Source organism: Terriglobia bacterium (genome assembly GCA_020072845.1).
Classification (GTDB): Bacteria; Acidobacteriota; Terriglobia; order Terriglobales; family Acidobacteriaceae; genus JAIQGF01.
The window spans coordinates 254,979-276,290 of record JAIQGF010000007.1 but is presented as its reverse complement, the minus strand read 5'-3'; the positions used below and the strand labels follow the sequence as shown (position 1 = coordinate 276,290).

The 21,312-nt window shown below is 59.8% G+C and carries 16 protein-coding genes; 15 read left to right on the top strand and 1 reads right to left on the bottom strand.

Annotation, left to right across the window (positions count from 1 at the left end; genetic code table 11):
• The first annotated feature begins 980 nt into the window (after window positions 1-980).
• The 14 genes from LAN70_07580 (at window position 981) to LAN70_07515 (ending at window position 16,941) form a co-directional block, all read left to right on the top strand.
• A complete protein-coding gene (locus LAN70_07580) occupies window positions 981-2,297 on the top strand; it encodes a PAS domain S-box protein (GenBank protein ID MBZ5511018.1) in 1,317 nt (438 codons plus the stop codon).
• The gene (locus LAN70_07575; GenBank protein MBZ5511017.1) at window positions 2,294-3,730 is read left to right on the top strand and encodes a sigma-54 dependent transcriptional regulator; all 1,437 of its coding nucleotides are present in this window, start codon (window positions 2,294-2,296) and stop codon (window positions 3,728-3,730) included. Before LAN70_07580 ends, LAN70_07575 begins: the two co-directional genes overlap by 4 nt.
• Before the next feature lie 221 nt (window positions 3,731-3,951).
• Entirely contained in the window at window positions 3,952-5,184 is a 1,233-nt protein-coding gene (locus LAN70_07570; GenBank protein MBZ5511016.1) for a cytochrome c, read from the top strand.
• Window positions 5,181-5,714 (top strand): cytochrome c family protein, encoded by a 534-nt coding sequence (locus tag LAN70_07565; GenBank protein ID MBZ5511015.1) that lies wholly within the window; start codon window positions 5,181-5,183, stop codon window positions 5,712-5,714. The genes LAN70_07570 and LAN70_07565 overlap by 4 nt, the downstream gene beginning before the upstream one ends.
• Window positions 5,698-6,921, top strand: coding sequence for a c-type cytochrome (locus LAN70_07560; protein MBZ5511014.1), 1,224 nt, complete (start codon window positions 5,698-5,700; stop codon window positions 6,919-6,921). The genes LAN70_07565 and LAN70_07560 overlap by 17 nt, the downstream gene beginning before the upstream one ends.
• A complete protein-coding gene (locus tag LAN70_07555; GenBank protein MBZ5511013.1) occupies window positions 6,918-9,296 on the top strand; it encodes a molybdopterin-dependent oxidoreductase in 2,379 nt (792 codons plus the stop codon). Before LAN70_07560 ends, LAN70_07555 begins: the two co-directional genes overlap by 4 nt.
• A gap of 12 nt (window positions 9,297-9,308) precedes the next feature.
• Window positions 9,309-10,025, top strand: coding sequence for a 4Fe-4S dicluster domain-containing protein (locus LAN70_07550; protein MBZ5511012.1), 717 nt, complete (start codon window positions 9,309-9,311; stop codon window positions 10,023-10,025).
• On the top strand, window positions 9,997-11,343 hold the full coding sequence (gene nrfD / locus LAN70_07545; GenBank protein ID MBZ5511011.1) for a polysulfide reductase NrfD: 1,347 nt from the start codon (window positions 9,997-9,999) through the stop codon (window positions 11,341-11,343). The genes LAN70_07550 and nrfD overlap by 29 nt, the downstream gene beginning before the upstream one ends.
• A gap of 52 nt (window positions 11,344-11,395) precedes the next feature.
• Complete coding sequence (locus LAN70_07540) at window positions 11,396-12,352, top strand: DmsE family decaheme c-type cytochrome (protein MBZ5511010.1); 957 nt, start codon at window positions 11,396-11,398, stop codon at window positions 12,350-12,352.
• 29 nt (window positions 12,353-12,381) lie between these two features.
• Window positions 12,382-15,066 (top strand): MtrB/PioB family decaheme-associated outer membrane protein, encoded by a 2,685-nt coding sequence (locus LAN70_07535; GenBank protein MBZ5511009.1) that lies wholly within the window; start codon window positions 12,382-12,384, stop codon window positions 15,064-15,066.
• Window positions 15,067-15,178: 112 nt separating this feature from the next.
• Entirely contained in the window at window positions 15,179-15,382 is a 204-nt protein-coding gene (locus LAN70_07530; protein MBZ5511008.1) for a hypothetical protein, read from the top strand.
• Window positions 15,383-15,818: 436 nt separating this feature from the next.
• The gene (locus LAN70_07525) at window positions 15,819-16,115 is read left to right on the top strand and encodes a hypothetical protein (GenBank protein ID MBZ5511007.1); all 297 of its coding nucleotides are present in this window, start codon (window positions 15,819-15,821) and stop codon (window positions 16,113-16,115) included.
• On the top strand, window positions 16,115-16,645 hold the full coding sequence (locus LAN70_07520; GenBank protein MBZ5511006.1) for an IS3 family transposase: 531 nt from the start codon (window positions 16,115-16,117) through the stop codon (window positions 16,643-16,645). Before LAN70_07525 ends, LAN70_07520 begins: the two co-directional genes overlap by 1 nt.
• Complete coding sequence (locus LAN70_07515) at window positions 16,564-16,941, top strand: integrase core domain-containing protein (GenBank protein MBZ5511005.1); 378 nt, start codon at window positions 16,564-16,566, stop codon at window positions 16,939-16,941. The genes LAN70_07520 and LAN70_07515 overlap by 82 nt, the downstream gene beginning before the upstream one ends.
• 310 nt (window positions 16,942-17,251) lie before the next feature.
• On the opposite strand, the gene LAN70_07510 is transcribed toward LAN70_07515, so the two are convergent.
• Window positions 17,252-20,458, bottom strand: coding sequence for a hypothetical protein (locus tag LAN70_07510; protein MBZ5511004.1), 3,207 nt, complete (start codon window positions 20,456-20,458; stop codon window positions 17,252-17,254).
• Window positions 20,459-20,974: 516 nt separating this feature from the next.
• Between LAN70_07510 and LAN70_07505 the strand changes: the two genes are divergently transcribed.
• The gene (locus tag LAN70_07505) at window positions 20,975-21,238 is read left to right on the top strand and encodes a hypothetical protein (GenBank protein MBZ5511003.1); all 264 of its coding nucleotides are present in this window, start codon (window positions 20,975-20,977) and stop codon (window positions 21,236-21,238) included.
• The last annotated feature ends 74 nt before the right edge of the window (window positions 21,239-21,312 follow it).

Genomic DNA, 21,312 nt, shown 5'->3' with positions numbered 1-21,312 from the left:
GCAGTGTTGCAATGTGTTCACGGGCCAGGTTGTTTCAAGTGAAGGGTTCAATTTCGAAATGGCTGCGGGTGTAGCAATCAGAAACTGTCTCAGGAGCGGGGTTCACTCTACGTCGCTGTAGTCGATTCTGTGGCGGTGAAAGCTTCCAGAATCACTTAGATTCAACAGCCTTCAAACAGCGGCCCGCAACAAGTTCCACACCAATCAGTTACGGCCAGCAGAATTCAACAGATTTCAATAGACGATGGAATCTGGTTCGGGACCAGGGGGTCGGAGGTTCAAATCCTCTCTCCCCGACCAATTTTTTCAAGCACTTGCAAAGGTGCGGACAGCCATCTGGTATTGGCCCAGGTACTCTAGCGTTGTTCACGGCGCTAGCTATTGGCCGCCGTTACGAGGTGGTGGGAACCAGCATCTACAAAACCACATCTACGCTCGCCCAAACTCGGCGACTGTCATTTCAGCTCGCGGCAATAGCTGCATCTGATCGCCTGCCCCCGCCCAGCGCCAGTTTATGGCAGGGCGCCTGAAACGCCGCGCGGTACGCCGGCACAACGACCCCTACTTGCGAGTCAGCTCCATTGCCCACGTTTCCAAATGACAAAAAATCCGGGATATGTCAGGGCCGGGAAGCGGTGGCATACCCCGGAATTGCGGATTCAAATTGTAGGGCCTGGAGCTAATAACACCTGCTCCTACCGCACGTTTGTCACCAATCCGGATCCGCGAAGCGAGCTGATCTCGAACGGCGTTCCATCCATCACATTCAGGGAAGTACACGCGTGCAAAGGTGAAATGCCCTCTATACGGTCGCGCTCCTCGACCGCATGTCAGAAAATCCCCAATGTGTCAGGAAATAAGACATGAACAAGGTACCCGGGGCTAGGCCTCACAACAGGTTGTGACGGCTATCACTGACCCGTGAGACATGTTCGCGGTTCCATGCGCCACACGCCCTTCTGGCGTTGGGAGTGAGCCCGATGGGCCGTCCTACCCGGCAGCGCAATTGGTTCTGGGTAACGCTGACACTGTCCAGCATCACCGTCATCGCGCTCGTGCTGGCGGTCTGGGAACTCCTCGAGAACCGTTTCTTTCGAAATCTCGACTACGTTACGCTGCACTACCTCTACATCAGCCGCGGCATCGCCGTTTCACTCATCCTGGCGTTCTGGGCCGCATGGTTTGTCCTCCGAGAACGGAAGGAAAAAGAAGAACACTTGCGACGTTCCAGCGAGCGCTATCGCGCCATCCTGGATGGCTCGCCCAGTGCCATCCTGCTGTTGGACAGTGCATTGCGGATTTCGGAATGCAATGCGGCCGCGGAACGGCTGTATGGCTACTCCAAGGACGAACTGCTTGACGAAGTGCTGCCGACGGTGCCCGAAGATTGCAGGGCAGAGTTGGCGACGTTCATGCGGCAGGTGGAGAGCGGCCAACCGGTGCTCGACGTCGAAACGCGGCGGCAGACCAAGAGCGGCAGCCCGCTGGAGGTGCAAGTCAGCCTGCTGCCGTTCCGGGAACGAGCCAACGAGAACTACTTCCTTGAGATCACCGACGACATTCGAGAGCGCGTCCGCCTTCGCCAGACTCTCCTTCAGATCGAGAAACTCACGACCATGGGACAGATGGCGGCCGGCACCGCTCACCACCTGAATACGCCCTTGGCAGCCATGTTGCTCCGCATGCGAATGATGCGGGAGGGAAAGTTCGAAGGCACTCTAAGTGCGGACCTGGAGCGGCTGGAAACGAGCATGGTGTTTTGCCAGCACTTCGTCCAGCAGCTGCTGCGCTTCAGCCGCAGTTCGCCGTGGCAAAAGCAGCCGGAATCAATTGCGGCGACGCTGCAGGCGGTGGCGAGTTTTCTGTCGCCGCAACTGATGGCCAAGCGGGTGCGGCTGACGCTGGACGTGGACGGCGTGGACGGCACGCGCGTTCTGGCGGACCGCAATCAATTGGAGGCGCTGTTCCTCATCCTGCTGAGCAATGCGGCGGATGCCGTTGGCCCCGAGGGCAAAATCCGGATAACGTGCGCGCGGACCGCGCGCGATTCGGTCGAGGTGCGAGTCACCGACAATGGCTGCGGCATCGATCCCGAAACTCTGCCGCGCATCTTCGAACCGTTTTTTACCACCAAAGGGCCGGGCGTCGGCACCGGCCTGGGCCTGGCGATCGCCAACAACATCCTGCAGGCTCACGGAGGTACGGTGCGCCTCGATAGCGTCCCGCGCCAGGGGACCACGGCTATCGTGAATTTGCCCGTTTACAGCGAAGCAGCCGTAACTGGAGCCAGCGGATGAAACCTTGCATCGGCAAACCGGGCAAGATTCTCGTGGTTGATGACGACGCCAGCCTGGCCCATACTCTGCGGCACTTCCTGGAGCAGGAAGGATACTCTGTGGAGGTGGCGCTTTCGGCGGCCGAAGCGCTGGAACTGCAGCAGTCGACGCGCGATCTTTGCCTGGCGTTGGTGGATTTGCTGATGCCGATCAGCGACGGGTTGACGCTCATGGACCGATTGCGCCAGCACGATCCCGACCTGGCAGTGGTCATCATGACCGGATTCGCGACCATTGAGACGGCGGTCGAGTCGGTGAAGCGCGGCGCCGAGGATTACATCACCAAGCCGTTGGATCCGGATACGGTGCGGAAAAAAGTCGGGCGGCTGATGGAGATGATGCAGTTGCGGACCCGCGTGGCGGAGCTCGAGGCCAACCTGCAGGAGCACACAACCCCGTTTGAATCGCTGGTATTCGTGTCACCGATGATGCAGCGCGTGGTCGAAGTGGCGCGTACGGCGGCGCAGTCCGAAGCGTCGGTGCTGCTGCTGGGCGAAACCGGCACCGGCAAGGAGATGGTGGCGCGAGCTATCCATGGTGCAAGCAAGCGCGCATCGGCGCCGTTCGTCGCCGTTAATTGCGGCGCGCTGCCCAGGGAGCTGGTGGAGAGTGAGTTATTCGGCTTTCGGCGTGGCGCATTTACAGGCGCCTACGCCGATGCCCCCGGTTTGTTCGTCAGCGGCCATCACGGCACAGTGTTCCTCGACGAAGTAGGTGAAATGCCGAAGGACGCGCAGGTCAAGATGCTTCGCGTGCTGCAGGAGAAGGAACTACGTCCGGTGGGCAGCACGAAATCCGTGCCGGTGGATGTCCGGATCATCGCCGCGACCAACCGTCCGATCGGGGAACTGCGCTCCGAGTGCCTGCGCGAAGATCTGTATTTTCGGATTGCGACCGTGGTCATCGAAATTCCGCCGCTACGCGCGCGGCCCGAGGACACACTGGTGCTGGCCCAGCACTTCGTGCGCCGGCTGTCGGAACGGTATGACCGCGATATCGTGCTGAGCCGTGGCGCGATGGAGCTGCTGCTGGAGCAGTCGTTCCCTGGCAATGTGCGGGAATTAGAGAACATTCTGGAGGCAGTCGCGGCGGTGTCGCGCGAGGACCCGCAGCGAGTTACCGACAGGGACCTGGCGCAGCTGCTTCGTTCGTCGGCTGTTCCAGAGCCACGCGATCGAGGTCTGGACCAGCCGCTCGGCCTGGAACAACTGGAGCACATGGCCATCCAGCGCGCGCTGCGGATTACGCACGGTAATCGGCGCAAGGCGGCCTCGCTGCTGGGCATTTCGCGCGATACCTTGTATCGCAAGCTGCGCGAGATGGAGCCCGAAATCGACGAAAACGCTTTCAAGAGCAATAAATCGCCACGTGTACGAGAAGCGGACACTCACTGAGAGCTGCCCGCGACCTCTCGCCAACGCCGTCAATTGAAATCCTCTCGCGTGCACTATCGTGTGCATTTGTTGTGGGCACATTTTGTGCCCGTATCTAGCTGCGTTACAGAGTGGTTACCGGAAGTTGACGATTCGCAGAGCCCACCGATGTACCTGCGGAAGCCCTTCGCCTGGACTGATGGCCATGAAACTGCACACGCTGGGGCGGAGTGTGGATTGTCATGACGAATAATCCTCGGCGGCGACCGGCAGTCTGGCTGGCAGCAGCGGTGATTGCGCTGACGATCCTTGCAGGCGTGCTGGCGTGGCAGCGGAAGCGCATGCCGCAGCGCAGCGTCAGCTTTCTTTCGGGCGATCCCGCATCGGGCGGGATGTTGTTCCAATCGAAGCGCTGCTTGCATTGTCACGCGATCAACGGGTCGGGTGGAAAGCTCGCGCCGGACCTTGGCGCAGGACGAAATACGTCACGGGCGAACCTGGGACAGTTGGTCACGACCATGTGGAACCACGCGCCCGAGATGTGGAAGCGCATGCAGCAGGAAAACCTGCGCGTTTCGCCCATGAGTCAGTCCGAGGTCAGCGACCTGTTCGCGTTTCTGTACCTGGCGCGCTACCTGGACGAGGCCGGCGACGCCGCCAAGGGCCACAAGCTGTTTGAAGCCAAGGGATGCATTCAGTGCCACGCCATACGCGGCGAGGGCGGCAGCGTGGGTCCGGATCTGGCGAAAATTTCAGGCGTAGATACTCCAATCCAGTGGGCACAGACACTGTGGAACCACGCTCCGGAGATGGAGAAGCACTTCCCCGCGACCGGAATGCCGTGGCCGCGATTTGACAAATCGGAAATGAGCGACCTGCTGGCCTACGTGCGTGAGGTTTCGAGTTCGCCGCGCTCGGAGTTCCGGTTGCTGCCCGCCGATCCTGTGCACGGCTGGCAACTCTTCAAAACGAAGTCCTGCATTGCGTGTCATGCGGTGCAGGGCGAGGGCGGCCACATAGGTCCTGACCTCGGAGTCGGGCGTGAGGCACCGATGACGATGGTGGAATTTGCGGGAGCGATGTGGAACCACTCTCCGCAGATGTACCGCGAAATGAACAGCCGTGGCATTCAGCGGCCAACGTTCAACGGGCAGGAGATGGCGGACCTGATGGCGTTCTTCAACAGCCTCCGCTACTTCGAACCGAATGGTTCGGTGGAGGCGGGCCGCGGGGTTTTCGGCTCGCGCGGCTGCAGCCGATGTCATGGAGCGAACGGACAGGGAACTTCGCTCGGGCCGGGACTGCGCGGCAAGCGAGTGAACTCGGTTTCGCTGGCGACGGCGCTCTGGCGGCACGGGCCGGAAATGTACCGGCGAACTCAGAGCCTCGGAATCGCGTGGCCCAAGTTGAATGAAAACGATCTCGGCGACCTGTTCGCCTTCCTGAATTCGCCTCCCGAGGAGGGCCGGCATTGAAGCTGCTCGGTTCGCAATCGCTGCTGAGCCATATCCCGTACGCGGCGGGAGGCTTTGTTCTGTTCTTCGTCCTGGGTGGAGCGGGCTTCGTTGGTTTACAACACGCGGCGACGCCCAAACAGCCGATCGCGTTTAACCACGCCAAGCACGTCAGCAATGGCGTGACTTGCACGGACTGCCACGCCGGCGTGCAAACACAGGCGAAGGCGACTCTTCCATCGGTTGACGTTTGCATCGGTTGCCACCAGGTAGCACTCACCTCCAGCGCGGAGGAAGAACGGATTCGTACTGTCGCGGCGGCCGGCCAGGAGTTGAACTGGGTGCAGTTGACGCAGACGGCTCCGTACGTTTTCTTCTCTCATCGCCGACATGTCGCTGTAGCACACCTGCCGTGCGCCGAATGTCACGGCCCCATGGAACAAGCAACCAGGCCGCCGGAGCGCCCGTTTCGCGTCTTCAATATGGCGGCCTGTATCAGTTGTCACCAGCAGAATCGAGTTAATGCGGACTGCAATGATTGCCATCGTTAAAGGCCGATCGTCGTGTGTGTTCCTGCTTGCCGCCGTGGCGGCGGTGGCCGTTGCCTGCGTCCTGGTTGTTGTTCCGTTGAGGGCGCAGGGCGGAGGCGGAAATTTCATTCCGGGCGATCCGAAGGCGGGCATGCGCAGCTTTTTCGATAAGGGCTGCGCGCGCTGCCACTCGGCGCTGGGCGAGGGAGGCCACAGCGCTCCTGACCTGGCGCGCGCTCCGGCGGGACATCTCAGCTCCGCCGAACTGCTGGCCGCGATGTGGAACCATGCGCCGGCAATGTGGGAGAAGATGCGGATCGAGGGCGTGGCTCCGCCGAAGTTCGCCGAAAGCGACATGGCGAACCTCTTCGCATTTCTTTATTCCGTGCGATCGCTTGACGAGCCCGGCGACGCTGATCGTGGCCGCCGCCTGATGCAGGAAAAGAAATGTCTCGAGTGTCACGGCGTGGGGGCGGAGGGGAGACGTCAAGCGCCAGATCTGCTGAAGTGGGCTGTGTATCGCAACCCGGTAAGCTGGATCCAGGCGATGTGGAATCATGCGCCGGCCATGCAGTCCGCCATGGCGGCGCGCGGTGTGAAGTGGCCGGTCTTTGATGGCAACGATGTTCCCGACATGATCGCGTATATTCGGCAATCGGCTCCCAGCGCAGCGAAGCCAACCTACCTCCACCCGGCGGATCCCGAGGCCGGACGCAAAATCTTTCGCGAGAAGGGGTGTGCCGTCTGTCACGCTGTGGGCGGCAGCCACGGGGCGCCCGATCTTCGTTCCCGCGCACTGCCCCGCACGCTGGGCCAGTTCGCCGCGGACATGTGGAATCACGCGCCGGCGATGCGGGCCAGCATGCAGGCACGGAACATCGCTCGGCCACAGTTCACCAACAAAGAAATGGCGGACCTGATCGCGTATCTGTTTGCCGAGCGATATTTCGAGCCGGCCGGTAGCGCGGTGCGGGGCGCCAGATTGTTTGAGTCGAAAGGCTGTGCATCGTGCCATCGCAGCGGCGGCGCGGGGCCTGACCTCGCCGGCACCTCGGTTTCACCGATCCACATCGCGACATCCCTGTGGAACCACGGCCCGGTGATGTTTCAGAGCATGCAACAGCAGCAGATCGCGTGGCCGAGATTTCAGCCGGGCGAGGTGGTGGATTTGATTGAGTTCCTCGGTTCCAAACCGGCGCGTGGGCACAACTCGGGGGGACGGCAATGAGCTTCACTTTCGATCGCCGGAATTTCTTGCGATTCGCAGCCGGCGGCGCGGTTGGCGTGGCGGCGTCAGGCGTGAGCCTGAAAGGCATCAGCACGCTCAATGCCGCGCTTGACAGCGAGCTGGTGAGGGTTCCTTCAGGTCCGGAATCATGGGCGACCGGAGTTTGCAACATGTGTCCCGGGGGATGCGGCCTGCGCGTGCGCTTGATCGGAAATCGCGCGGTCAAAATCCAGGGAAACCCGCTTCACCCCGTGAATCGCGGCGGGCTGTGCCCGAAGGGGCTGGCCGGATTGCAGGAGCTGTATCACCCGGACCGGTTGCGAAAAGCACTCCGCAACACCGGCACGCGTGACAACCCGCGTTGGAAAGAAATCTCGTCGGACGAAGCGCTGGGTCTGTTGACGGAGCGCCTGCGCAAACTGCGTGATTCGGGCGAGGCGCGGTCTCTCGTTGTGGTTGATCGCCAAAGAAGCGGCTTGCTGCCGCGCCTGCAGTCCCGGTTCATGTCGGCCTACGGGTCGCCGAACTACGTCACGATGCCCAGCGGAATCGATACGCTCCAAGCGGCGGTTCACGCACAACAGGGCATCAGCGCACCCGTGGCGTACGACTTCGCGAATTCACGCTATGTGTTGAGTTTCGGCGTCAACCTGCTGGAAGGCTGGGGCGCGCCGGTGGCGATGATGCGCGCGTTTTCGCGGTGGCGCGATGTCACTTCAGGCCGAAGGGCAAAGTTCGTGCAAATCGAGCCGCGGTTGTCCATGACCGCAGCTCGCGCCGATGAATGGGTGCCGATCCGCCCTGGAACCGAAGCCACGCTTGCCCTGGGAATGGCCTACGTGCTGATTTCCGAGGGACTGTACGACGCCGACTTCGTTCGCGAGCACACCTTTGGATTCGAAGACTGGCGGGACGCCGAAGGCAACTCCCACACCGGCTTCAAGTCGCTGGTGAAATCCGAGTATCGGCTGAACGATGCGGCCACGGCGACCGGCGTTCCGGCCGATACCATCCTGCGGCTGGCTCGCGAAGCTGCGCAAAACCGTCCTGTTCTCGCCATCGGCGACCGGCACAACAGCTCGCTGTCGGGCAACGTGTACGCGGCCATGGCGGTGCACTCCCTCAACGGGCTGCTGGGAAGCATTGACGTTCCCGGTGGAGTGCTGGTCCAGCAGCAGCTACCGGGACAGGCTCTCGTCTCGAATGCTAAGGACCCGCTCCTGCCCTCGGCACAAACACACGTAGCAAACGCTGGCGAATTGCCGCAGGCCATCGTGTCGAAGCGGCCGTATCCGGTGCAGATGCTGTTGCTGAACCAGGTTAACCCGGTATTCGCACTTCCCAACGGCACTGCTTTCCGGAGTGCGATGAAGGATGTCCCTTTCATCGTCAGCTTCAGTTCCTTCCTCGACGACACCGCCGTGCTCGCCGATCTGGTGATCCCGGCGCCGACGGGACTGGAATCGTGGCAGGACGGCGGAACGCCGCCTACTGTGGCCAACGCCATGGTCTCAATCTCGCCGCCGGCGGTTCGCCCGCGCCAAGATGTCCGTCACCCCGGTGACGTGATGCTCAAGGTCGCGGGTTCCCTGGGAGGTTCGGTCGCGGCGGCGCTGCCGTTTGCAGGGTACGAAGAGTTTCTACGCAGCGAAGTAAACGGTCTGTATGCCGCACAGGCCGGCGCCGTGTTCGGCTCGACACTTGAAGACAGTTGGAACCGGCTGATGGAGCGTTCGGGGTGGTGGGCACCGAGTTATTCGAATGCAGATGAGCTGTGGCAGCAAATCAAGAAACAGGGCGGGTGGTGGGAGCCGGCGTATTCGCATGGCGAGTGGAGCCGCGTGTTGCGCACCAAGTCCGGGCGCTTCGAGTTCTATTCGCAGGTGCTGGCCGACACGGCAAAGCAGCGGCGGAGCACGGCAAAGATCGAGGATCGGGAATGCCTGCCGCACCAGCCCACGATTCCGGAAGCGACCACCAACTTCCCCTTGTTGTTGATGCCGGTCGAGCAACTTCCACTGGCCGGCGGCGAGGGGGCACACCTGCCGTACTTGCAGCAGATCGCCGGCGTGCACGTATTCGCGAACTGGGATAGCTGGCTGGAAATTCACCCGGAGACGGCGCGCACGTTCGGCATTGGCGATGGCGATTCGGTTTGGATTGAATCAGGCCGTGGACGCGTGCAGGCGCGCGCTCGTTTTTATGAAGGCGCGCGGCCCGGAGTGGTGCACTTGCCGCTCGGTTATGGCCATAAGTCAGGGGGCGAATGGGCGTGCCGGGGCGTCAATCCGCTGGAGATCGTAGAGGGGCAGCCGGACCAGGTTACTGGCCTGCCATCGGCCCATTGGACATACGTTAAGGTCTATCGCGCATAACGAGGACGCAGCATGCCACGTTGGGGAATGGTGATCGATCTTGCGAAGTGTACGGCTTGTCAGGCGTGCACGGTCGCCTGCCAGACGGAAAACAACGTTCCGTGCGTCCCGCCAAAAGAAGCCGCGCGCGGGCGCATCATCTCGTGGATGAGCGTGCTTCCACAACTCGAGGGCGAATACCCACGGCTGAGCATGCGACCGACGCCACTGCCGTGCGTCCACTGCGACAACCCACCATGCATCCGCGTCTGCCCGGTACAGGCGACCGCGATCAACCCGGAAGGCGTGGTGCGGCAGATTTATGCCCGATGCATCGGCTGCCGATATTGCACCAATGCGTGCCCGTACACGCGGCGCATGTTCAATTGGTACAAACCCGAGTTTCCCGGAGAGTTTGCCGAAGCGCTGAATCCGGATGTTTCCGTGCGGCCGAAGGGCGTGGTGGAAAAGTGCACGCTGTGTCATCACCGGCTGCAAAAAGCTCGCGACGAGGCGCGCGCCGCGAAACGTGAACTGGCCGAAGGCGACTATGTTCCGGCATGCGTCGAGATCTGTCCCGCGGGCGCCATGTACTTCGGCGATCTCGAAGACCATAACTCGACGGTAGCCACATTGGCCCGCAGCCGTCGTGCGTTCAGACCGCTGGAAGAACTCGGGGCGCATCCCAAGGTCATTTATCTGGCACAAGGAGAGTGGAGCGGTGGAGACGGGCAAGGACCACGCACATAACGAACAGGACTTGGTGCTGTTGCAACCTGTGATCGCGACGCGCAGGCCGTTTTACTACCTGGCGTTGTTCTTCCTGGGGTTCACCTCCATTGCATTCTTCGCCTGGATGTACCAGTTAAAGCAGGGCTTGGGCGTGACCGGCCTCAATGTGCCCGTGTACTGGGGCTTCTACATCACCAACTTCGTGTTCTTCATCGGCATCAGCCATGCGGGCACGCTGATCTCGGCCATCCTCCGCCTGTGTCACGCCGAATGGAGGCGCTCCATCACGCGCGCTGCCGAAGTCATCACCGTGCTGGTGCTGTTCTTCGGTGTAGGCAGCGTGATCATGGACCTGGGACGTCCGGAGCGCGCGCTGAACGTGCTACTCCATCCGAATTTCCACTCGCCGCTACTGTGGGACGTGTGCAGCATCAGCGTCTACCTGACCGCCAGCACGATTTATCTCTACCTGCCGCTCATACCTGACATTGCCATCCTGCGCGACCATGGCGCCAGGCCCGCGTGGCTCTATCGCCTGCTCGGCGTTGGATGGTGCGCGAGCGAGAAGCAGAAACGATTGCTCAACCGTGCCATCTCGGTGATGGCCGTGCTGGTGATCCCGATTGCGATTTCGGTGCACACGGTGGTGTCGTGGGTGTTCGCCATGACCGTGCAGCCGATGTGGCACTCCAGCATCTTCGGTCCGTACTTCGTGGTGGGCGCGATCTTTTCCGGCATCGCGTCTTTATTGATCGTGATGGCGCTGATCAGGAAGATCTATTTGCTGCAGGATTACCTCAAACCAATCCACTTCAACAATCTCGGGCTGCTGTTGCTGGTAATGGCCCTGCTGTGGTTCTACTTCACATTTGCCGAGTTCATCACCACGTTTTATGGCAGCGATCCCAGCCACCTGGTTGTCTTCTATTCCAAGCTCAGTGGCCGTTATGCCGTGCCCTTCTGGACGATGGTGGTGACCTGTTTCATCATCCCTGTCGGCATTCTTGCCCGCCGGAAAACGCGCACGATCACGGGATGCGTGATTGCCTCGATCTCAGTGAACATCGGCATGTGGCTGGAGCGGTTCACGATTGTGGTGCCCACCCTGTCGCAACCGCGGCTGCCGTGGGCGAAAGCGAGTTATTCGCCGACATGGGTGGAGGTCGCCATCACCATCGGGTTTGGCGCCACCTTCATGTTCCTGTACATGCTGTTCACGAAATTCTTTCCCATCGTGTCCATCTGGGAAGTGCAGGAGGGCCGTGAAATGGCGGTTTCCGAGGTTGTCGCGCGCGTAGAGTCGTATTTTCCCGAGGAGGTTCTCCCCTCGGCCTGACCACTGGCGACGGGAGTGGCGCTGTACTGGTTGGTACCCAGAGGAGCGAAGGATGCACAAATTAAATCAGTTCTTTGCGCTGTGCGCGCTGGTCGTCGGCCTTCTCGGGTTCGTACCCGCGATGGCACAGGTGGATCGGTCGCTTAAAGGGGATCAGAATTGTACCGTCTGCCACGACGAAAGCTGGAGAGTGCCGGTACTTTCGATCTATCAGACCAAACACGGCGTGAAGGCCGATGAGCGCACCCCCGGCTGCCAGTCCTGCCACGGCGAGAGCGCCGAACACCAGAACGATCCGGGCAACAAGTCGCCGGATGTCGTTTTCGGAGCCAAGTCGAAGAAATTGTCGTCTGCGGAGGTGAGAAATGCAGCCTGTCTTACCTGCCACGAGTCCCGCATTCTTCCCCGGACGAACTGGTCGGGCAGCCAGCATGAAACCCGCGGCGTCGCATGCAGCGATTGCCATGAGGCACACGTCCCCGTCCAGAGGGTATTCAACAAGCTGACGCAGCCCGAAGTCTGCTTTGCCTGCCACAAAACTCAGCGGGCACAGATTCATCGCTTCTCGAGGCATCCGATCGCGGAAGGCAAAGTGACCTGTTCCAACTGCCACAATCCGCACGGCTCGACCGGTCCGACGCTGCTCGTGAAGAACTCGGTTAACGAGACCTGCTACACGTGTCATGCGGAAAAGCGCGGCCCCTTCCTCTGGGAGCACGCCCCCGTCGTTGACGACTGCACCAACTGCCACACGCCGCACGGCTCGAATCTGTCGCCGCTCTTGAAGATGCGGCCACCGATGCTCTGTCAAAGCTGTCATAGCGGTGACCACGGCAAGAATCTCTATAGTGGCGCAAACCTGCCGAGCGGAAACGTGACAACCGTCAATGGCCGGCTGCCGCTGGCGAGCCAGAGCCCGCCTGCCCAGGGGAACTCCCGAGGCTGCCTGAATTGTCACTCACTGGTCCACGGCTCGAATCATCCGGCCGGCGCCAAGTTCCAGCGATGACCATTATTAAATCGGGGAGGATGCAATCAATGAAAGACAATACTAAAAACGATTATGCCCCCCGTTCGGTGCGGGCTATGCGCGGCACGCTTACCGCCATCGTTCTGATGCTGGCCATGCTGGCCGGCTATAAGGTCAGCGCGGCTGCGCAAACTACTGCTGCGAGCCAGACCACGCCTGAAAAAAAGGTCGAAGTCGGTGTTGGCGGCGTCAGTGACAGCTCGTTTAAATTCGGCGAATACAACGGCCTGCAGAATCAAGGGCCCTTTGGCGTCGGCAACTTCGACCTGCGCGGCGGCGCCGCCTACGACAGTGGCAGTACGTGGCGCTGGCGCCTCAAAGGAACGAATCTCGGCCTCGAAACTCGCAATCTGTCCGCCGAGTTCGGGAAACAGGGCAAATTCCGGTTCATCTTCGCCTATGACGAGCTGCTGGCGAACCGCTCCGACACCTATCAGACGCCGTACCTGGGCGCTGGTACCAATAACCTCACTTTGCCGGCCAATTGGATAAAGCCGACGGTGCCGCAGGTCAACGCGAACAACGTCAATTTCCGCTCGTTCGATCCGATCGCGGGAACAGGAAGCGTCATCAACAGTGCAGGCGTGCTGACGCCTCCTACTGCGGCTCAGTTAGCCACGCTGGCCAATATACGTGCGAACGATCTTCCGGCGTTCCACAATGTCGATCTCTACACAAAGCGCACCCGGCTCGACGCCGGGTTCAGCTACAGCCCCGATCAACAATGGGACATCCCGATCAGCTTCAGTCATGAGCATAAGGCGGGCCGCAAGGCGCTGGGCGCCGTTTCATCGCAGGTCAGTGAAAATGCCGTCATCATTCCCGATCTAATCGACTTCGACACCGAGCAAGCCAATGCGAGCGTGAGTTACAAGCTGAAGAAGCTTTTCTTGACCATCGCGTATTACGGTTCGTTCTTCAACAACAACGTCAAGTCCATGACTTGGCAAGACGTTGCCGATCCGACGAAGTCCGCGACCATGGCGAGCGCGCCGAGCAACCAGTTCAACCAGTTGAGTTTCACCGGTGGCTACAAAATTTCAGCCAACACCAAGCTGGTCGTGACCGGATCTTACGGGCGCAACACTCAAAACGACGCTTTCCTGGGCCCCTCGACGGCGGCAAATGGGCAGTTGGCATTCGGCCTGCCGGCCGCGTCGCTGAACGGGCTTGTCGTGACGGGGACGCTTAATGCGAAGCTAACCGCCAAACCAACCAAGGAATGGAACCTCAGCGCGGCCTACAAGTACGACAACCGCGATAATCAAACTCCGGTCAACATCTACCTATTCCAGGACGCCAACGAAGCTAAGAGTGGCGTGTCCCCCTTCGCCGGCCTCAATGGATTGCCTGCAACCCTGGGAAGCAATACAAACATTTATGAGAATCGTGCCTATAGCAAGCAGATCAACCAGCTCAACTTGCAAGGTGAACGTTCCGTGGGGAAGAGGCAATATCTGCAGGGCGGATACGACTGGCAGAAAATCGACCGCAGTTGCTCCGGCTCGTGGATCAACTGCGCCGACGCGCCTACAACCAATGAACACACGCTGCGTGCCGAGTGGCGCAAAAGCACGGTGGGCAATTTTACGGCCAGACTGGGCTATGCCTTTTCCTGGCGCAGGGGGAAGTATGACGAGGACGCCTTCCTGGCATTGGTGCCCATGGCAAACGTCGTGCCCGCGGGCGCAACGCAGAGCGTTTTAAGCTATCTGCTCCAGACTGGGCTGACTGGGTTCGGCCCCATAGCGGGCCTGCCAGCCACGCCCCTCACCGGCAACGCAGCCATCTTCTCTCCCAACAACAACATTGTGCCGCAGGCCCTCTACGGCAGCCGCAACAACATTAATGAATTGGTCGGCATGAGAAGGTACATGGTGGCAGATCGCAATCGCCACAAGGTGCGCTCAAACTTAGAGTGGCAAGCGACCGAAAAGTTCTCGCTGCAGGGCACGGGCGACTTCAACGACGACGATTACCTTAACTCGATCTACGGCTTGAAGAAGGGAATGTTTTGGCAGGCAAGCGTTGATGCCAGCTATGCGGCGAGTGAAAACTTCGTTGCCGATCTGTTTTATACCTACGACAACCAGCGTTTCCTCAGTGCAGGCGATGCGTATGGCAGCAACAGCTCTGCGGCATTTCAAGGTCAAGCCGCCGATACGATCGTTTCCGGCGGTTGCTTCTCTACCGTCGCGGCGAAAAACGCCAGCGCCAAGATAGATCCCTGCCTGAACTGGTCCAAAAACAATCGCGACAAGATCGATACGGTCGGCTTCGTAATCAGGAGAAAAAACCTGATTTCCGGCAAGCTCGAACTGGCGGGGGAGGTTATGTTCACCCGGGCACGGACAGATACTGCGGTCAATGGCGGCAGTTATGTCAACAATCCTCTAGCTCTGGCAGCGCCTGCTCCACCCCTCCCCGCCGGGACGCCCGCGGTCTTTTTCATCCCCGCCTCCGATTACCCTACGCTAAGAAACGACGAAATTACGGTGCGACCGAGTGCCACCTACGCGCTCAGCAAATCGGCGTCGTTGCGGGCGTTCTACATGTTTCAGCGCCTGATGGCCACGGACTGGGCCTACGCTGGACTGCAGTTCGGGACGGGCACGAATTATCTTCCCACTAACGAAAAGTCGCCAAGTTACGGCGTGCATGCCGGCGGCTTTTCGCTGGTTTACACATTCTAGACACGGAGGTGGTGCTGAATGAACACAACAGCGATTGACGCAGTCTTGGGATCCGCCTTGATGCGCCTGTGCACCTCGAATGGAACTACACACACCCACAAAGGAGCAACCGATGTCCAACGCTAACGGTCGTTCAAAGCTGTTGTTCGCAAGTTTTGTCATCATAGTTGTGCTTGGCTTCTCGTTCGCGGCTTTCGGCGGGGATGCTGCGGCCACCTTCAAAGCGAAATGCGCCATGTGTCACGGCGCCGATGCCAGCGGGAATACGGCAATGGGGAAGAAATTCAAGTGCGCCGGAAATCCAAAAGCAAAGTAAAGCAGAGCTCGGGACTGCGATCGCAAAGGGCAAGAACAAAATGCCCGCGTTCGAAGGCAAGCTGACTTCCGACGAGATCAACGAACTCGCAACCTATGTTCGTCAATTGAAGAAGTAAACCGACGTTCGCTGCGGTACTTGCCTCTTCCTTGGCTGTTACTCAGCACGAGGAACTGACCTGATCGTCCAGGCTGTTGAGCGATCGGTGTGGGACGCTTGGCACGGGCCGGGCTGGAGCGTCCGGCGGATCGCCTCCGCGCAGACCGTATCTCAGATTGGCCGTGAGCAATCAAAACTCCTGCGGATCTTCGCCGTTTATCGATTCACATGGACTGACCCCCTAAAATGAGACACGGATAATTGCAACACTCCAGCCGGAAAGGATCGGCGAGTGGGCAAGAAGCGAGTCGGCAGGTATCCGGAAGCGTTCCGCCGAATGGCGCTGGAGCGGATGGAGGACTGCGCCAATGTGTGTGCGCTGGCGAAGGAGTTGGGGATTGATCGCACGGCGCGGTATCACTGGCACCGGCAAGCGGGGAAGCAAGGGACGGATTCAACCGCGACATCCCCGGTGCGAGAGCTTCGCAAACAGGTACGAGATTTGAAACGCCTGCTGGCGGAGAAGACCCTGGAGGTGGATTGTTTCAAAGGTGCCTTGCAAAAAGTCGAGGCTCGACGCCGGAGCAGCGGCGGCTCTGGCGGGACGGCATCTACGACGAGGTCCGAGAAGTGATGCCGATGCAAGGCAACCTGAGTATCGAGCGCATGTGCGAGTTGGCCAGAGTCAGCAGGGCTGGCTTTTACCGTTCCCTACAACAGCGCGTACCGCGGGAAGAGAGCATGGAAGTGCGGTCCGACATCCAGCGGGTTGCATTGGAGCACCGGCGTCGGTACGGCTACCGGAGGGTGACCGCCGAGCTGAGGCGCCGCGGGATGCCGCTCAATCGCAAACGGGTAGCGCGCATCATGCGCGAGGACAACCTGTTGGCGGTCAGACGCAAGCAGTTCGTGGCCACCACGGACTCCAACCACTCGCTGGAGAATTATCTCAACCTGGCGCGGCGGATGACGCCGACCGGGATCGACCAGCTCTGGGTGGCCGATATCACGTACGTTCGGCTGCTCACCGAGTTTGTCTACCTGGCGGTGATTCTGGACAGCTTCTCGCGCAAGGTTGTCGGCTGGACGCTGGACCGCACGCTGACCAGTCGTTTGGCAACCGAAGCACTGCAGAAGGCGATCCAGTCACTATCAAGACCCTGAAGCGCGAAGAGATTTACGCCAACGAGTACGAGAACCTGGAGGACTTGCGCGAGCACGTCGGGGAGTTCATCGAGCGGTATTACAACCAGACGCGGCTGCACTCAGCGCTGGGCTATCGCTCGCCCGATGAGTTCGAGCAACAGGCCAGCCAAGCAAGTGAAGCAAAGGCAATTGCTCCTACAGTGAGGTTTTTCCCGGAATCGAGAGAGAAAGCTTCGACAGGGATGACCGGGGAAGGGACTCAAACGCCGTCCCTTCCCCAGGCCCCTACCCTGCTCGGAGAATCAACGAGATGACTGCGCAGTGTTGCAATGTGTTCACGGGCCAGGTTGTTTCAAGTGAAGGGTTCAATTTCGAAATGGCTGCGGGTGTAGCAATCAGAAACTGTCTCAGGAGCGGGGTTCACTCTACGTCGCTGTAGTCGATTCTGTGGCGGTGAGAGCATCCAGAATCACTCAAGTTCAAGAGCTTTCAACAAGCAGCCCGCAACAAGTTCCACACCAATCAGTTACGGCCAACAGAATTCAACAGATTTCAATAGACGATGGAATCTGGTTCGGGACCAGGGGGTCGGAGGTTCAAATCCTCTCTCCCCGACCAATTCCTTTATTTGGAAGTGACGACTGACTTCGCGTTTGCCGTGTTGTTTGCGCCATCGTAGGCGGTTGCCTTCAAAGTGTACTGCACGCCCTTTTGGGACGGCACGGACCAGTTGCAGGCATAGGGGCTGATCGTGCTAGTACACTTCAGGACGTTGTTGACATAGAACGCAACCTTCTGAACGCTCCGGTTGTCCGAAGCGGCCGCGGAAATTGTAACGACCGTGCTTTTACTCACGTAACTCCCGTTTGCCGGGCTCGTGATCGCCACCGTAGGCGGTGTTTTGTCAACCACGCTTACCGATACCGCAGCGGACGTAGTGCTGTTACCGGACTGATCGTACGCCCTCGCCGTGAGCTTATGACTTCCCAGCGCAGCCGTGTTCGTGTCCCATGCCGCCGAATAAGGCGACGAAACATCGGTCGTGAGCAGCGCGCCGTCCGCGTAAAACTCAACCTTGACCACGCCGACGTTATCCGAAGCGCTAGCGGAGATGGTTGCGGCGCCCGAAACGGAAGCTTTGTTGGCTGGGCTGGTGATCGCCACGGTGGGCGCTGTCGTGTCTTTGATGGCTACGGTGACGGCCGAAGAGGGGGCCGTTTTTCCGTTGATGCCGTACGCCACGGCGGAGACAGTGTGGCTGCTGCCCTGGATTAACCCGCTTGTATTCCAGTTCACACTGTATGGAATCGCAGTGGCCGTTCCTATGAGGGTCGCGCCATCAAGGTAGAATCCTACGCGAGAAACCAGCGCCGAAGCGCTGGCGGCGACCGGGACGACTCCAGTCACCACCGCCCCGTTGCCGGGAGATGTGAGCGACACTGTTGGGGCACTGTTGTCCACCGCAACCGTTATGGGGCTTGAGGTTGCCTTATTGCCGGCCAAATCCGATGCGGCCGCCGTTACACTGCGGTTCCCATCCGCGACGGTGGTGCTGTCCCAAGCCATTGTGTACGGTGCGGATGGTATTTGGCCGCCTATATTTTGGCCGTCCAGCGCAAACTGCACTCCGACTGCGCCCCCGTTATCGGATGCGCTCGCGACCAGCGTCACCGTTCCGAAGATGGTGGCACCCGCCGAGGGGCTCGTGACGGATACCGTCGGAGGGATGGTATCCGGCGGCGGGGCACTGAAATCGAACAGAAACATCTGGCTGCCGGATGAGCTTCCGTAGTCAACATTGCGTTGGGTCTTCCACGTCGTGCCTGCGTCGGTGAACGTGATGAAGACTTTGCCGGGCAGGGAATCGGCGCCGCCGGTGCGGGCATCGGGGATGCCCGTCCACTTTCTTGTGCCCACAAATGCGCCGTTGACCAGCGGAATTCCCGGTTCTGCCGCGAGGCCTTCATGGTCGAGATAGATGGTGCCGTTCTGGTGGCCCAGGACACCGCCCCACACTCCCGAGAAGTTATTCGCGATCTGCGAACCCATGACACGATAGATATTGTCCGTGGTCGTCGCACCGGTCGTAGAATCGGTAAAGCTGATGTCGAACCGATACAGCCCAAGAGTATCCAGGTTCATGATGTAGGTGCTGGGGTCGCCGCCCGGCCATGGCTGCAACGACGATGCAGTCGTGAGCCCCATGGGCGCAGACCCAAAGGCGTAGTATCCGGCGGATGGGTTCTGGCTGGGTTGAATCGAGAGGCTGCCGGTCCAAACGGTGTTGCCGTTGTAATCCACCAAGTCGCCGTTGCCCTGCGAGCCGTTCAGATCGTAGTACACCCATTCTGAGCCGTCCCAGCATGCCCATTCGCTGCCGCAGAACATCGTATTCAGGAAAAACAAATTCTGAAACGCGAAGAATTGCGTCCATTGATAATCCTGAACCCTGGGGTAGATCTTCTCCCCGTACACCTTTTGGCAGTAGAAGATGTATTGCTGGTTGATCCATTGGTCGGCCGGCACGCCTTCGATCTGTGGCACCAGGGTCTTCACGATGCCAAGAATCAGTGCCCTCGTGGGCCGCACTGTCATCGGGTTGGCGTTGATGAGGCTGTAATACTGCTGGTTAAACGCCTTGTAGAAGCCCGGCGATTCGAGGTTGATCTTTCTGATCGCGGCCGCGCCCATTTCGTATTTCAGCCAGAAAATCCCCGTTCCCCCGCCGTCGCTCCAGAAATCCGTTCCCCGCAATACGAGCATGTTCTGAAAATCGTAGTCCCAATCGTTGCTCGATCCCCACAGGCTGTTCCCCGGCACGATGGGGTCGTTGGGGTAAGTCGCCACGTACTGATTCATCGCCTCGTAGCTCACGCCTTGGGCGAATCCTTCCTCAAATCCGTCCAAAGTCGGATCGAAGTTCCAGTTGTGGTCCATGGCCAAGATGTAGGTATCCCGGAAGGCATGCACCAATTCATGGGTGAACAGTTGCGGATAGAAACTGTCGTCTTTGAGCATCTGATTAAGAGAGGGGACGAACTCGTTGGTGTTGGAGTAACGCAGGTCTCTCACAACAGTCAGGGTGTAACTCACAGCCGGGGGGCCGTACAACTGAACAAGGATCGGGTACATCTTGTTGAAGAACGACGTCATCACCGCTTCCTCGTCGGCGGTGAAGGTCGAGGTCGGGTTGCCGTTCTTGTCATATCCCACAGTACCGAACTGAAGCTGTATGACATTTCCCGGCCGGCCGAGGTTTTGCCATATCGGTTGTACCGGATTGCTAATGACGACCGGACTCCACAAACCCGCTCCGTTCACGGCGTACACCGAAACATAGTAGATGAGGCTGGGATTAAGGACGATGTGGACGGATACGCTATTGGTGTACACAACCTGCCACCACTGCACGTTGGCCAGGGTGCTATAGCTACCCGAGCTGTTGGTGCCGATGCCGAAGATGTAGTAGCTGATGCCGGACTCCGGATCTGAGCCGCTATCCCACTGAGCGTTAAGCGTCAGTATTCCCTGGGCGCTGGCTGTGACCTGCGCCGGGGCTAGGGGAGGGGTGGTGTCAGTGCTCGCGGTGGCAGGGGTGGCAAGGGCAAGCGATTGGGATACAGACAACTTGCTGCGCTCCTGTCGAATCGTTTCCCCGGTACGATCATGTGGTTTCGATGGCATGACTACGGGAGCTTTGGTCTTGTGCTGCGGGGAAGTGAACGAGGAATCCTGGTTAGCGGTCTCCACTGGCTGCTGGGCTGCGGCGCAGAGGGCAGCCAGGAGCACCATGAAAAATCCCGCTCCGGTCGTCTGCAATACGCTCTTCATGCTGTTTCTCCTGATGACCGGCCTGAGCATCGGAATTTCCGGTGTGGAACACCGCGGCGGCAGCGAAGCCTGATTCCCTCGTACCTCGTCCGCTGGTGCGAACTTCGGCGGCGTGGAGCCGGCGGTGGACGAGTGCTGTACCGCATAGGAGAGATAGCACGCACCGAGCGAGAGGGAGCGGAGTAAAGAGGCAGGGAGATTCGGTGGTGCGCCGTTTTGGCGCGCGTTCCAAAAAAGGCAATGCGCGCATGAATGTCGTGACCGTAGTCGGCGGAGCCGTTTACCGCAGCCGCGCTCGCGCAACTCTGATGAGGCACAGGAGTCATCCGCAAACCCTGGTTGTGGTCATCATTGAATTCTTTCCGGGCCGAAAACAGGGGCGTCATCGGAACTTCCGGTGTGGAACACCGCGGCGGCAGCGAAGCCTGATTCCCCGGCGCCTCGTTCGCTCGTCCGAACTACCGTGCCTTCCCCGTACAACTGCGCTGATCTGGACGTCCCAGTGACCGCGGGCAGGTGCACCTCCAACTCCACATGCACGCCGGGTGGCGGCAAGTCCGTCGCAAGGACGAATACACCTCGATCGCTGATGTCCCGGGAGATCCCCTGCGCTTCCTGCAATTTCCCATCGGCACCCTGCCACCAAAAAAGGGCAGGCGCGCTTACACGGTAGCGTGCGGCTTTTCGAAGCTCCATCTGTGCCCCATCCGCTGCAGTGTCGTGACCGTAGTCGGCAAGGACATCGCCTCCGCTGGCACGGCCGAAACCCTACGCAGTTGATACCGTTTGCACAATGGACACAGCGTCTCTCAACCTTTCGTCCCGGTATGTGAGTGCGTCAGGCCCATGAGGAC

What these genes read in the sequence shown, in the direction of transcription:
- LAN70_07555 (MBZ5511013.1), top strand. Translation starts at nt 6,918, where the DNA reads ATGAGCTTCACTTTCGATCGCCGGAATTTCTTGCGATTCGCAGCCGGC.
- LAN70_07530 (MBZ5511008.1), top strand. Translation starts at nt 15,179, where the DNA reads ATGTCCAACGCTAACGGTCGTTCAAAGCTGTTGTTCGCAAGTTTTGTC.
- LAN70_07520 (MBZ5511006.1), top strand. Translation starts at nt 16,115, where the DNA reads ATGCCGATGCAAGGCAACCTGAGTATCGAGCGCATGTGCGAGTTGGCC.
- LAN70_07535 (MBZ5511009.1), top strand. Translation starts at nt 12,382, where the DNA reads ATGAAAGACAATACTAAAAACGATTATGCCCCCCGTTCGGTGCGGGCT.
- LAN70_07560 (MBZ5511014.1), top strand. Translation starts at nt 5,698, where the DNA reads ATGATTGCCATCGTTAAAGGCCGATCGTCGTGTGTGTTCCTGCTTGCC.
- LAN70_07540 (MBZ5511010.1), top strand. Translation starts at nt 11,396, where the DNA reads ATGCACAAATTAAATCAGTTCTTTGCGCTGTGCGCGCTGGTCGTCGGC.
- LAN70_07550 (MBZ5511012.1), top strand. Translation starts at nt 9,309, where the DNA reads ATGCCACGTTGGGGAATGGTGATCGATCTTGCGAAGTGTACGGCTTGT.
- LAN70_07575 (MBZ5511017.1), top strand. Translation starts at nt 2,294, where the DNA reads ATGAAACCTTGCATCGGCAAACCGGGCAAGATTCTCGTGGTTGATGAC.
- LAN70_07510 (MBZ5511004.1), bottom strand. Translation starts at nt 20,458, where the DNA reads ATGAAGAGCGTATTGCAGACGACCGGAGCGGGATTTTTCATGGTGCTC.
- LAN70_07570 (MBZ5511016.1), top strand. Translation starts at nt 3,952, where the DNA reads ATGACGAATAATCCTCGGCGGCGACCGGCAGTCTGGCTGGCAGCAGCG.
- LAN70_07580 (MBZ5511018.1), top strand. Translation starts at nt 981, where the DNA reads ATGGGCCGTCCTACCCGGCAGCGCAATTGGTTCTGGGTAACGCTGACA.
- LAN70_07525 (MBZ5511007.1), top strand. Translation starts at nt 15,819, where the DNA reads ATGGCGCTGGAGCGGATGGAGGACTGCGCCAATGTGTGTGCGCTGGCG.